This is a genomic window from Actinoplanes sp. KI2 (assembly GCF_025630775.1).
Classification (GTDB): Bacteria; Actinomycetota; Actinomycetes; order Mycobacteriales; family Micromonosporaceae; genus Actinoplanes.
Window position 1 is genome coordinate 84,893 of the sequence record NZ_JAOSZE010000020.1, and the last position, 12,483, is coordinate 97,375.

The following is a 12,483-nucleotide window of genomic DNA, read 5'->3' on the forward strand; positions in this document are numbered from 1 at the left end:
ACCCTCAGCCGCACTGTTGGCGCGCATACCATCAAACCAGCCCGTTCCACGTAGCTGGAGTACCGCATGCGCGTTCTCGTCACCGGCCATGAGGGTTACCTCGGCAGCGTCCTGGTCCCCCGTCTGACCGCCGCCGGGCACGAGGTGATCGGCCTCGACACCGGCTGGTTCGCCGACTGCGTCGTCGGCCCGGTCCCCGACCCGGTGCCGACCCTGCGGGTCGACGTGCGGGACGTGACCGCCGAGCACCTGGCGGAGGTGGCGCCGGACGCGGTGATGCACCTGGCGGCCCTCTGCAACGACCCGCTCGGCGACCTCAACCCCGACCTCACCTACGACGTGAACCACCGGTCGACGATCCGGCTGGCCCGAGCCGCCAAGCAGTCCGGGGCGTCCCGGTTCCTGTTCGCCTCGTCGTGCAGCCTCTACGGCGCCGGCACGGACGATTCCCCGCTCGACGAGAACGCCGGCTTCGCGCCGGTCACCCCGTACGGCGAATCGAAGATCCGCTCGGAGCAGGACCTCCGGCCGCTGGCGGACGACGACTTCTCCCCCGTGTTCCTGCGCAACGCCACCGCGTACGGGTTCTCCCCGCGGCTGCGCGGCGACCTGGTCGTCAACGACCTGGTCGGCAACGCCCTGCTGACCGGTGAGGTACGCCTGCGCAGCAACGGCATGGCCTGGCGGCCGCTGGTGCATGCCGACGACATCGCCCTGGCCTTCCAGGCCCTGCTCGAGGCGCCGCGCGACACCGTGCACGCGCGGGCGTTCAACGTCGGCGACTCGGCGGGCAACTACCTGATCCGCGACGTCGCCGAGGCTGTCCGGGACGTCGTGGGCGGCACCGTGACGTTCGCCGAGGGCGCCGGTGCGGACGCGCGCAACTACCGCGTCACCTGTGACCTGATCGCCCGCGAGGTGCCGGCCTTCCGCCCGCGGTGGACCCTGCACAGCGGCATCGAGCAGCTCGCCGAGGCCTACCAGCGGTACGACCTGCAGCTGGCCGACCTGATGGGCGAGCGGCACCAGCGCCTCAAGCGGATCAACGCGTTGACCGAGCAGGGCCGGATCGACGCCGACCTGCGCTGGACGGAGAAGGATTGACGGGCTCCGGCGGAGCACCGATGTCCACGCGGCGTAGCAACGCGAGCAGCGCCGCTCCGGCAGACGCGCCCGCGCCCAGCGCCAGCAGCCGTCCAGCAGCCAGCGTGGCGGGGACACTGCCGCTCTCGTGTGCGGGCCGCAGGGCGATGACAACGGCAACCGCGGCACCGGCGAACGAGAGCACGGCCACGCCGGCGACAACCGTGGCCAGCGACACCCGGAGGGTACGCCCCAGGACGGTCGGGAGGGCCGCCGGTCGAACCCGACGGAACTTGGTCAGCACCGCGACGGTCGCACAGCCATATCCGACGACGATGAGGGTGGCACCGATGGTGTCGCTCGGCCGGTGCCAGCTCGCGGTCACCGTCGCCACCCCGACACCCGTGGCGAACAGCAGGCCCAGGGCCACGGTCAGGCCGCGAAACCGATACGGCGCGACCAGCACCAGCCCACACATGAGAGCCGTCGCGACCGTCGTGTGTCCGCTGGGAAAGCTTTGGTCGTATCGCCGGTGACCGTGCTGAAGGAGGATCGGCCGTATGCCGTAACGCTGAATCAACTCGGTGGTGACAACTGCCCCGGCCATCGCGACAACAGCGAGCGTGGCCAGCAAGAACCGACGTCGCAACGCGCCCACGAGAAAAACCAGGAGCACGCCGGCAACCGCCGTCGGAACGGTGATCAGGCCCAAAGTATTGAGGGCGGCCGCCTGTTCGGGGCTGCCGGCAACGGCATCGGCGGCGCGCAACACGGCGTCCTCGAACCGCTGCCCAGGCACCGTGAAGACGGCGAGGGCATACACCACAATCAACAATGCGACACAGGTGACACCGAAAATCGACGCCCTTTGCCATACCGATGAGGACTCACCTCGCACGCCTACGAATCTATTGGGCCGAACCGCCACCTCGAGGAGAAAGTCTTGTCCCATTCGTGTGACGCGTGCGCGGAGGCCACGCTCATTCCGTTCGCCGATCTCGGGGACATCCCGGTGCTGTGCGGCGTGCACTGGGCCGACGCCGGGGCGGCCGCGGCCAGCCCGGTCGGCCGGATGACGCTGGCCTACTGCCCGAACTGCGCCTACGTCCGCAACACGGCGTTCGACCCGGCGCTGATGGTGTACGACACGACGATGGACACCAACCTGCACCACTCCCCGGCGTTCCAGGCGTTCTCGGCCGAGCTCGTGAAGCACCTCGCCGACCGCTACCGGCTGAGTGGCAAGCGGGTGCTGGACATCGGGTGCGGTCAGGGCGAGTTCCTGCGGGAGCTGTGCCACACCGCCGGGGCGACCGGCGTGGGCTACGACGCCATGTACGCCGGCCCGCAGGGTCGCGACCCGTCGGGTGCCGAGTTCCACACCGGGTACGCCCCGCGCGGCGCGGCGCTGCCCGACTTCGACCTGTTCACCTCCCGGCACTGGTTCGAGCACCTCGCCGATCCGTACGAGTTCCTTGCCGACCTGCGCGAGCGGGCCGGCGACCGCCGGGCGTACGGCTATCTCGAGGTGCCGGACGCCGTCTACGACCTGGCCACGGCGGGCTGGGAGGTCATCTACCCGCACGTCTCGTACTTCGACGCGTCCTCCCTGGTGCGGATCGTCGAGCGAGCCGGCTGGCGGGTCGAGGACACGGGAACGCTGTTCGGCGGCATGTTCCGCTTCATCGAGATGTCGGTGAACGCCGGTGACCGGCCGCGCCTCGGCGACCAGCCGATCCCCCGGGAGGACGCGCGCGACCGCCAGCTCGCCGCGGTGTCCGGCTTCGCCGAGCGCAACCGGGCCGAGCGTTCGCGGTGGCGCGGGCGGATCGGGGAGCTGGTCGAGCGGGGCGCCAACCCGGTGCTCTGGGGCGCCGGCTCGCGCGGCGTGCAGTTCCTGACGTTCGCCGACGCCGACCGGCGGCTGTCCGCGGTGGTGGACGTGAACCCGCGCAAGTGGGGCCGCTACCTGCCGGTGACCGCGCACCGGGTGGACGCCCCGGAGACGCTGACCGAGCTGCGCCCCGAGGCCGTGATCATCACGAACCCGGCGTACCGGGCGGAGATCGCCGAGGCGTTGCGCGAGCTGGGCGTCGAAGCCGAGCTGCTGATCGCCTGACGAGCCTCACCCCAGTCGAAGGGCCGCCTTGGTGCAGTCGTACGCCTCGGCGTAGCGCGACCGGCACTCCATCCCGCGCAGCCGCGCCAGCCCGAGGAACACCTCGTCGTCCCACCAGTCCCGATGCTTCTGCGACGGGAACGACGCGTGCAGCAGCTCCACCTTGCGCCGGGCGACCTCGTCGGCGAGCGGCACGTAGACGTTGCGCCGGGCCAGATCGCCGTCCCACTTCGGGATCTCGTAGTGCAGCACCAACTGGTCCCGGAACACCGTGGGGGCCTGCTCGCCGAGCAGCCGGTGGTCCTGATGGGCGTCGTTGCGAGCCGGGCAGAGCAGCAGGTCGGGCGAGAGCGTGCCGGCCGCCTCGTGCAGGATGTCCTTGACCGCGTTCCAGTGCGCCGGCAACCGCCCGTCGGGCAGCGTGTGCAGGGCGAAGGTGAGCTCCGCGCCGGGCAGGAACGCGGCCGCGGCGGCCCGCGCCTCCGCCTGGCGGTCGGGGCTTCCGGTGCAGAGGACATAGTGGACACGCAGGCCGGGGTTGGCCGCCGCCAGGGACAACAGCAGGCCGCCGGCCGCGATCTCGATGTCGTCGGGGTGCGCTCCGACCACGGTCAGCGACCGCACCCCGGCCAAGGACAGGTTCAGCATGCCTACGCGACGAGGGCGGCGTTGGTGACGGACGGCTGCCTCGGCAGGAGCTCCGACACCGTCACCGGCGACCTGCCGCTGCGCTGCGGGTCCCAGAGCATCCAGGGGCACTGTCCACGGTGGTACATGTCCTCCAGTTCGGCGCGGTCCTTGAAGGTGTCCGCGGCCCGCCAGAAGCCGCCGTGCCGCTGGGCGAGCAGCTCGCGCCGGGGGATCAGCCGGTCGAAGGCCTGCGGCACCATGTCCTCGCCCACGCGCAGCTCGTCGAAGATGCCGGGGCGCAGGATGAAGTATCCGCCGTTCTCGTACTGCATCAGGTCGGCCACCGAGCGGACCCCGGTCACCTCGCCGTTCTCGGCGATCTCGACCACGTGGTGGGTGGAGACCGGCGGGACGGCCAGCATGCTGGCCACCGCGTTCGGCGACTGCTCGAACCGCTCGATGAGCTTGTCCAACGGGGCGTCGGTCAGCGTGTCGGCATAGTTGGCGAGGAACATCTCCTCGTCCTGCACCAGATGCCGGACCCGCATCAGCCGCTCGCCGATCGACGTGTTGAGGCCGGTGTCGATGAACGAGATGTTCCAGTCGTCGATGTCGGTGCGGTGCAGCTCGATGTTCCGGCTGCCACCGGCCAGGGTGAAGTCGTTCGACTGTGTCTCGTCGTAGTTGATGAAGTAGTCCTTGACCGCGGCGGCGCCGTAGCCGAGGCAGAGCACGAAGTCCTTGTGGCCGAAGTGCGCGTAGTAGCGCATCACGTGCCACAGCAGCGGCCGGTCCCCGATCATGTTCATCGGCTTGGGCGCGCTGGTCGGCCCCTCACGCATCCGCATGCCGAGGCCGCCGCAGAACAGCACCACCTTCATGGTCACACCACCTCGAGCGTCGGGATGGGGAACACCAGCTTGCCGCCCCACTCGCGGATGTAGGCGAGCTGCTCGGTGATCTCGGTCCGCAGGTTCCAGGGCAGGACGAGGACGTAGTCGGGCCTGGTCTCGGCGATCTTGTCGGGGTGGTGGATCGGGATGTGCGTACCGGGCAGGAACCAGCCCTGCTTGTGCGGGCTGCGGTCCACCGTGTACGCGAGCAGGTCGGACCGGATGCCGCAGTGGTTCAGCAGCGTGTTGCCCTTGCCCGGGGCGCCGTAGCCGACGACGGTCTTGCCTTCGGCGCGGGCGCCCATCAGGAAGGTCAGCAGGTCCCGCTTGATGCCGAAGACGGCCTCGGCGAAGCCGGCGTGGCCTTCGAGGGTGTGCAGGCCGGCGGCTTCCTCGGCGGCGAGCACGGCTTTCACGGTCGCCGACGGCTCCCCCACCGCACCGGCCGGGCGGGCGTGCACGCGGAGCGAGCCGCCGTGCGTGCTCAGCTCGTCGACGTCGACCACGGTCAGGCCGGCGGTGGCGAGCGCACGGGAGGCGGTGAGCAGCGAGAGGTACTGGTAGTGCTCGTGGTAGATGGTGTCGTACTGGTTGCGCTCGATCAGGCGCAGCAGGTGCGGGAACTCCAGCGTCACCAGGCCGGTGGGCTTCACCAGGGCGGCCAGCCCGGCGCTGAAGTCGACGATGTCCGGCACGTGCGCGTACACGTTGTTGCCGGCGACCAGGTCGGCCCGGCCGTATTTGGCGGCCACCGCCGCGCCGGTCCTGGCGCCCAGGAACTCGACCTCGGTGCGGATGCCCTTCTCCCGGGCCACCTCGGCGATGTTCGCCGCCGGCTCGACGCCGACCACCGGGATACCGGCGGCGACGAAGTGCTGCAGCAGGTAGCCGTCGTTGCTGGCCACCTCGGCGACGAGCGAGTCGGGGCCGAGTGCCAGCCGCTCGGTCATGTCGGCGGCGTACCGGCGGGCGTGCTCGACCCAGGAGGTCGAGTACGACGAGAAGTAGAGGTAGTCGGAGAAGATGTCCTCCCCGGGTACGTAGGCTGCCAGCTGGACGAGCAGGCAGTCGGCGCAGATCCGCACGTGCAGCGGGTAGAACGTCTCCGGCCCGTCGGTCCGGTCGGCCGGGACGAAGCTCTCGCACAGCGGCGACATGCCCAGGTCGACAAACGTCGCGGTCAAGCTCGCACCGCACAGTCGGCAGGCAACCGCAGTCATCCGCGCTCCTCATCTAGCGGGTCGCGCCCGGGAGGCGCGAAAAGAAGTATATGGCCCGATATTGCCCGGATTTGTCGGATGATCCGGCAATCGCGAGCGGCCGACGACCGGCCGCTTCGACCTACCGCCCACGCCGCTCCGGCCACCCGGGTGGCCGGAGCGGGCCGAACGGCCGACGGCCTGGAAGCGGAGTTGTCGCTGTTGTCACCCGAGGCGGCCCGACGCTCGCCCAAGACCGGCTCCCGGGCACGTAACGCCCATCGGGGCACGAGCCCGGCGTGCACCCCTCGACTCGGAGCTCCGGATCGCGGGCCGGCTGCGCGAAATGAGGCAGGCAACACATATATCGAAGGACGACGTCGGATTTAATACATTCTCCTTTTCCGTTCAGACGATTGACCGGAACGGCCGGACAGAGTACAGATCACCGGTTCGGGCGCATTAAATGCAGCGCAATTTCCGATTCATGTAATTGTTCCGAAACGCCCGATTTTACTGCCCTGTACCTCGACGAGAAAGGCATCGTCCGATTCGGTAACACGTCTCACACGGAAAGGTGTAGCGGACGGACGGCGGATTAAGCAGGCTCTCTGTTGGAGTCCGGCGGTCGGCCTCCCGCCGGCGAAAAGATGAACCAGTTACCCACCGCCTCGACCAGCATGTCCGACAGAGGCTCGAAAAACGGACCGTGGCTGACCGCCATCAATGACGGAGGGCTAGGCGTGCAGACGATCGACCCGAGATCGGCAGTCGAGATCACCGGGGGAGAACAGCAGCTCATGCCCTTGCGGCAGCCGGAGTTCCAGCAGCCCGCCCCGCGCGCCGACTGGCGCCGCCGTTACGCGTGGGTGTTGTACCTCATCGACTATGCGGTCGGTCTCGTGGCGGCCTGCTCGGCTCTCTTCCTGCGCTTCGGCAACTACGGTCCGTTGCCTTTCCTACTGATCTATGTGCTGCTGACCCTGCTTTTCCCGCTCGCCTGGATAGCGGTGCTCGCACTCAACCGGGCACACGAGGCCCGGCACCTGTTCGTCGGCACCGACGAATACGCGAGAGTAGTTCGATCGGGCCTGGGCCTGACCGCTACGCTGGCCATTTTTTCCTTCGCGTTCGATCTGCGTTTAGCACGCGGATACGTTCTCATCGCGGTTCCGCTGGCCACCGTCCTGGGACTCGGCGCGCGATACGCGTACCGGCAGATGCTGCACCGTTCGTGGGCTCGCGGTGACCGCCTGCATCGGGTCATCCTGGTCGGGCATGCGCGGGCCGTCGCCGACATGGCACGCTGGCTGGGGCGCGAGAGTCACCACGGCCTCGGCATCCTCGGCGCTTGCGTGCCGGCCTCACAGATCAGGGAGTTCGACTCCACCGCAGGCCTGCCGGAGATCTACGGCGACTTCGACGGCGTCGCCGCGGCGGTCAGCCTCACCGGCGCGGACACGGTCGTGGTGCTGGCCTGCCCCGAGATCGACGGTCCCGCGCTGCGCCGCCTGGCCTGGCAGCTCGAGCGCGACGAGATCGACCTCATCGTCGCCAGCACCCTGGTCGACGTGGCCGGCGACCGCACCACCATCCGCCCGGTCGACGGCCTGCCGATGCTGCACGTCGAACACCCACGGCTCAAGGGCAGCTCCCGCCTCGTGAAGGCCACCTTCGACCGGGTCGGTGCGCTTTTCCTGCTGGTGGTCAGCGCCCCGCTCCTGGCGGTGATCGCCGGGCTGGTGGCCTTGGGGCCCGGCGGTCGCGGGCCGGTGATCTTCCGGCAGGAACGGGTGGGCAAGGACGGCATCCTGTTCACTCTCTACAAGTTCCGCACGATGGTGGTCAACGCCGAGGCGCGCCTGCAGGAGCTGCGCAATCTCAACGACACCGACGGCGAGCTGTTCAAGATGCGCGACGACCCGCGGGTCACGCCGGTGGGCCGCTGGTTGCGCCGGCTGTCGCTGGACGAATTGCCGCAACTGATCAACGTGGTCAAGGGCGACATGTCGCTGGTCGGCCCGCGGCCGCCGCTGGCCAGGGAGGTCGCCGGCTACCCCGCCGACATGCGCCGCCGCCTAGTCGTCAAGCCGGGCCTCACCGGCCTGTGGCAGGTCTCGGGCCGCTCCGACCTCTCCTGGGACGAGTCGATCCGGCTCGACCTCACCTACGTCGAGAACTGGTCGCTCGCGATGGACCTGGCGATCCTGGCGCGTACCGTGAGCGCGGTGGTCCGCAGCTCCGGAGCCTACTGAACCCCAACACCAAGAACGGGCCGCCGGCAGCTCCCCGATGGCCCGTTCGCGTTACCCCGCGCTTCAGATGCCGCGCCGGCTCCAGGACTGCCACCACAGCCACTCGCGGCCCTTGTTGTACACCGCGCTCAGCACCAGCGGCTGCAGGTACGGCATCGCCCTGGTGCCGATTCGGCGGCGCAGACGCAGACCACGGTACTCCGGAAGCGACTCGTAGGCGGGCCAGCAGTCCGCGGCGAACTCCACCAGCTCATCGACCGGCACGAGCGCGGTTCGGCCTCGGTCGTACGCCCGCAGAGCGCGCCGGAGGGCGATGCGAGCCAGTTTTTGGTGGATCATTCGATCAAGGCGGTCCCGATCGGGAAGCAGGTCACCGTTGCGTTCCAGGGTCACCTCGTACGCCGCCCGGCGCTGACCGAGCTCCTCGACCAGCGCGGCGAAATGCGGTGCGGACATGTTGTTGTTGTGCAGCCGGTAGTAGGCCTGGTCGGCGCCGCGGAGATAGCCGACGTCGGCGTGCGCGGCGAACCGCATCCACATCTCGATGTCGCCGGAGTGCGGCAGCCGCGGGTCGTAGCCGCCGAGCTTTCGCTGCAGGTCCGTACGCACCACGACCTCCGGTGACGTGATGCAGCCGTGGCCCTCACGGAAACGACGCTCCAGCCACCAATGGCCGGGCCACACGCTGTGTCCGCGCACCTGGGTCCTGGCCGGCGGCGGCGGGCCGGGGTGGGTGAAGTGCACCGGCCGGCCGTAGACGAAGCCCACCGAGGGGTTCGCGTCGAGCAACGCGACGGCGCGGGTCAGCGCGCCCGGAGTGAGCCGGTCGTCGGCTGACAGCAGCACCGAGTAGTCCCCGTCGGCCCACTCGAGAAGACCTTCGTTGTACGTGGCCAGGTGGCCCTTGTTCGTCTCGTGCACCCGGACTGCGACGCGGGGGTCGGCCGCCGCGATGGAGCGAGCCACCTCCGCGGAGTTGTCCGGTGAGGCGTCATCGATGATCAGGACGCGGACATCGACGCCGGGGTTGTCGTCGAGCACACTGCGCACGCAGGCGTTCAGGTACTGACCGTACTTGTAGCACGGGATAACGACGCTGACGGAGCTCATCAATCGCCTCACTTCGTCATATCGACCAAGAGCGCCGGCCGGATGTCAGACATCCGGCCGGCGCCAGAGAGAGGTTGGTGGATCAGTTGGCAGTGGTAGCGAAGATGGGATCAACCCAGTAGTTGGTCGACCCGTACGTACTGTTCGGGAAGCTCGCCGCGCCGTACCGGTAGAGGCCGTTGCCGCCGCCGTCGCCGTCGGCCAGTGCGGTCAACGGATAGACCGTACGGGCATTGGTGAAGTAGCTGCCGGTAGCGGAGTAGTTGCCGTTAGGTGCATGGTACGACACCACGTACACCGTGGCGGCGGTCACCGCGACCGGGGTGGCGAACGTCAGGCTCTGCCAGCCGGAGCTGGTCTCGTTCTGGAACGTGCCGGTGGCCAGCAGGGTACCGTCACTCGACCACAGCGATCCGGTGTGCGTACCGGTATTGGCCGAGCCCTTGTAGAAGCGAACCCCCGTGACGAAGCCGTCGATGGCCGGCTTGAACCTCAGGCCGAGCTCGACCGAGCTGCTGTCGTTCACGTTCGCGGTGGCCGGCGTGGCCGACGAAGACCACAGCGAACACGGGCAGGAGGGCGCCCCCTGCGTGCTGCCGGTGGTGAACGTCCAGGTGGTCGGCGACGTCATGGCGTTCCCGTACACGTCCGCAGCGGTTACCGAGACCTGATAGGTCGTCGACGTCAGCAGCGGGGTGTCCGGGGTCAGTTTGGCGGTCTTGGTGGCCGCCGTGTAGCTGGTGTCGGCCGTCACCGCCGCACCGCCCTGAACCGTCAGGCTGAAGTTCAGCGTGGCCGGGTCGATGGCGGAACTGAACGTCGCCGTCACGGCGGCGTTGAGCGCCACCCCGGTCGCGTTCGACGCCGGCGCGGTTGTCGTGACCGTCGGCGGCTGGCTGCTCACCCCGGCCGTGTCCACCACCGGCTCGACCCAGTAGTTGGTGTCGTTGTAGCTCGACGACGGGAAGCCGCCGTTCACGCCGTATCGATAGACACCGTTCCCGCCGGTGGATCCGCCCGACTGAAGCTCCTGCACCGGCGCGAGACCCGCACCCTTGTTGGCGAAGTAGCTGCCGTCGGCCGAATAGCCGCCATTGGGCGCGTAGTAGGAGACGACATAGGTGGTGTTCGCCGCCAGCGGCACCGGGCTGCCGAAGGTCAGCGACTGCCAGCCCGATGCGGTCTCGTTCTGGAACGTGCCGGTGGCTAGCAGGGTGCCGCCGGAGGTCCAGATCGAGCCGGTGTGGGTGCCGGTGTTGGCCGTGGACTTGTAGAAGCGGACACCGATCGCCGAGGCCGCCGTGGTCACCTTGAACTTGGCGCCGAGCTCGAGCGAGCTGCCGTCACCCGCGTTGATCGTGCCAGGCACGTCCGTGGCGGCGAAGACCGTGCAGGGGCACTGCTGGGGACCCACGGTGACCGCGCGGGTGGCCGGGGTGCCGATGTTCACGCTGTCGTCGACGGCGCGCACGCTGATCTGCGCCGCACCGGTGGCGGTGGGGGTCCAGGTGTACGTCCAGGTGCCGAGGCCGGTCGCCTTCTTCCAGGTGGTGCCGCCGTCGACGGACACCTCAACGCGGGCGAGCTGGCCGCCGCCCACCTCGGCCGCGGTGCCCGAGATCGTGGCCTGCGACAGCACCGGCAGCGTGGCGCCGGCTGCGGGCGACGTGATGGTCACGGTCGGCGCGCTGGTGTCCGTGGAGGCCACCTCCGCGTGCAGGTTGGACTGACGGGTGAGCGGCTGCACGCCCATGTCGGCGAAGAGGTTCAGGGTTGCCTGCTGCATCCGAACGTCCTCGGTCGTGGTCGCACCGTCACCGTGAATGGTGCTGAGGCCCCACGACCACTGAACCGTGCCGGAGCCGAAGACGAGGGCGTGGGAGGACTCGTCCCGGTACATCACGATGCTGTGCGTCGCGGTTCCGTTGCCGAAGGTGTTGCCCTGGTCCAGGAGGAGCTTGCCGTCATTGATGGCGACCGTGGTCGAGGAGAGGTCGATCGCGCCCGGCGCCCGGACCGCGTTCTCCACGTCGCTGTCCCACTCGTAACCGAGCGTGCCGGTCTGGAACGTCGCCTTCTGACCAGGCTGCAGACTGGCGATCGAGGTGTCACGCCACAGACGCATGCGGCTGTAGGCGTACGGGACCTCGATGGCGTCATAGCGGCTGCCGTTGACGGTGAACAGCGTGCCGGTGAGCTGGTTCGGCGGAGTGTTGCCGCCCTTGCCGGCGCCGGCGGGGTCCACCCACGTGCCGGTCCACTGACCGCTCGGGTCCGCGATGCCGTTGTTCTGTGCCATCTTCGTCATCTTGTACGTGACGAGGGTCCGGTTGGCGGCGTTGCTGCCGTCGATGCTGGGCTCCAGGCGGGTGCGCCAGAAGACCTCGTTGCCACTGAAGAAGGCGAGGTTCACCCCGGACTCACGGGCCGCCACGACGTTGTCCCACTGGCCCTGCGTCCAGTACTCGTCGTGGCCGGAGGACATGAAGATCTTGCGACCGAGGACCGAGCTGGGCCGGGTGGCGGTGTCGATGCCGGACTGGTAGCTGACGTCGTATCCGTTGCGCTCGACCCACTGAATCATCGCGTACTCGGCCCCGAAGATGCCGTTGTCGCCGAAGATGTCCATCGGCCGGTTGTAGCTGACCTTGTAGGCGCGGCCGTCGGGCGCAGGGCCGCCTCCGCCGTACAGGTCCTGGCCGCCCCAGTCGTTGTAGGCCTGCCAGGTCTGGTCGTCGGTCTGGATGACGACCTGCGAGTGCGGGGTCGACTCACGCACGACGAACGGGTACGGCATCACGCCGTTGCCGTCACTCTGGTCGAACATGGCGAGGTAGACGCCGGACACCGCGTCGGACGGCACCGCCCAGCTGCCGGTGATCGCCCATTTGCCGCAGTCGACCAGGCCGGTGCCCGTGTCGTGGTCGCAGTTGCTCTGGTTGTTGGCCGGGAAGGTCTGCGTGGGCGACGTGGGCATGAGCCGCGCGCCGTCGCCACCGTAGTAGCCGAGCCGGAAGATGGACACCTTGTAGGACACCGGCGACTGGACCTTGAACTGCAGGGTCTCGCCGGGCGCGACGCTCTCCTTCGTGGTGAATCCCCCGATTTGACCCCATGCGCTCGGTGTGTACCAGTCTTCGAAGGGCGTACCGGCCTTGGAATTTTCGCAAACGACGGGGTTGGAGCCGGCGCCG

Annotated in this window: 9 protein-coding genes; 3 read left to right on the forward strand and 6 right to left on the reverse strand. The window is 68.9% G+C overall.

Going from position 1 to position 12,483, the window contains the following annotated elements; translation table 11 throughout:
* Nucleotides 1-66: 66 nt before the first annotated feature.
* Nucleotides 67-1,104, forward strand: a complete 1,038-nt coding sequence (locus tag ODJ79_RS21930; protein WP_263025400.1) for an NAD-dependent epimerase/dehydratase family protein — start codon at nt 67-69, stop codon at nt 1,102-1,104.
* Here ODJ79_RS21930 and ODJ79_RS21935 read toward each other — a convergent pair.
* Nucleotides 1,043-1,981, reverse strand: a complete 939-nt coding sequence (locus ODJ79_RS21935) for a phosphatase PAP2 family protein (RefSeq protein ID WP_263025401.1) — start codon at nt 1,979-1,981, stop codon at nt 1,043-1,045. The genes ODJ79_RS21930 and ODJ79_RS21935 overlap by 62 nt on opposite strands.
* Before the next feature lie 45 nt (nt 1,982-2,026).
* Here ODJ79_RS21935 and ODJ79_RS21940 point away from each other — a divergent pair, with 45 nt between their 5' ends.
* Entirely contained in the window at nt 2,027-3,202 is a 1,176-nt protein-coding gene (locus tag ODJ79_RS21940) for a class I SAM-dependent methyltransferase (protein ID WP_263025402.1), read from the forward strand.
* Between the two features lie 6 nt (nt 3,203-3,208).
* Here the strand turns inward: ODJ79_RS21940 and ODJ79_RS21945 are convergent, their stop codons facing one another.
* From ODJ79_RS21945 to ODJ79_RS21955, 3 genes are read right to left on the reverse strand one after another with little or no spacing between them, the layout of a single operon-like run.
* Nucleotides 3,209-3,850: a PIG-L deacetylase family protein gene (locus ODJ79_RS21945; protein WP_263025403.1), complete on the reverse strand. Its 642-nt coding sequence runs from the start codon at nt 3,848-3,850 to the stop codon at nt 3,209-3,211.
* A 2-nt stretch (nt 3,851-3,852) separates the two neighbouring features.
* On the reverse strand, nt 3,853-4,713 hold the full coding sequence (locus ODJ79_RS21950) for a glucose-1-phosphate cytidylyltransferase (protein WP_263025404.1): 861 nt from the start codon (nt 4,711-4,713) through the stop codon (nt 3,853-3,855).
* 2 nt (nt 4,714-4,715) lie between these two features.
* Nucleotides 4,716-5,945 (reverse strand): class I SAM-dependent methyltransferase, encoded by a 1,230-nt coding sequence (locus ODJ79_RS21955; protein WP_263025405.1) that lies wholly within the window; start codon nt 5,943-5,945, stop codon nt 4,716-4,718.
* Nucleotides 5,946-6,667: 722 nt separating this feature from the next.
* Here ODJ79_RS21955 and ODJ79_RS21960 point away from each other — a divergent pair.
* Nucleotides 6,668-8,179 (forward strand): sugar transferase, encoded by a 1,512-nt coding sequence (locus tag ODJ79_RS21960; protein WP_263025406.1) that lies wholly within the window; start codon nt 6,668-6,670, stop codon nt 8,177-8,179.
* A 63-nt stretch (nt 8,180-8,242) separates the two neighbouring features.
* Here the strand turns inward: ODJ79_RS21960 and ODJ79_RS21965 are convergent, their stop codons facing one another.
* Together ODJ79_RS21965 and ODJ79_RS21970 are read right to left on the reverse strand one after the other, a co-directional pair.
* On the reverse strand, nt 8,243-9,289 hold the full coding sequence (locus tag ODJ79_RS21965) for a glycosyltransferase family 2 protein (protein WP_263025407.1): 1,047 nt from the start codon (nt 9,287-9,289) through the stop codon (nt 8,243-8,245).
* A gap of 82 nt (nt 9,290-9,371) precedes the next feature.
* On the reverse strand, nt 9,372-12,326 hold the full coding sequence (locus ODJ79_RS21970) for a DUF4082 domain-containing protein (protein WP_263025408.1): 2,955 nt from the start codon (nt 12,324-12,326) through the stop codon (nt 9,372-9,374).
* Nucleotides 12,327-12,483 lie beyond the last annotated feature (157 nt).

Excerpts from the sequence above, each read along its gene's own strand:
- ODJ79_RS21945 (WP_263025403.1), bottom strand. The coding sequence starts at position 3,850 with ATGCTGAACCTGTCCTTGGCCGGGGTGCGGTCGCTGACCGTGGTCGGA.
- ODJ79_RS21950 (WP_263025404.1), bottom strand. The coding sequence starts at position 4,713 with ATGAAGGTGGTGCTGTTCTGCGGCGGCCTCGGCATGCGGATGCGTGAG.
- ODJ79_RS21965 (WP_263025407.1), bottom strand. The coding sequence starts at position 9,289 with ATGAGCTCCGTCAGCGTCGTTATCCCGTGCTACAAGTACGGTCAGTAC.
- ODJ79_RS21930 (WP_263025400.1), top strand. The coding sequence starts at position 67 with ATGCGCGTTCTCGTCACCGGCCATGAGGGTTACCTCGGCAGCGTCCTG.
- ODJ79_RS21955 (WP_263025405.1), bottom strand. The coding sequence starts at position 5,945 with ATGACTGCGGTTGCCTGCCGACTGTGCGGTGCGAGCTTGACCGCGACG.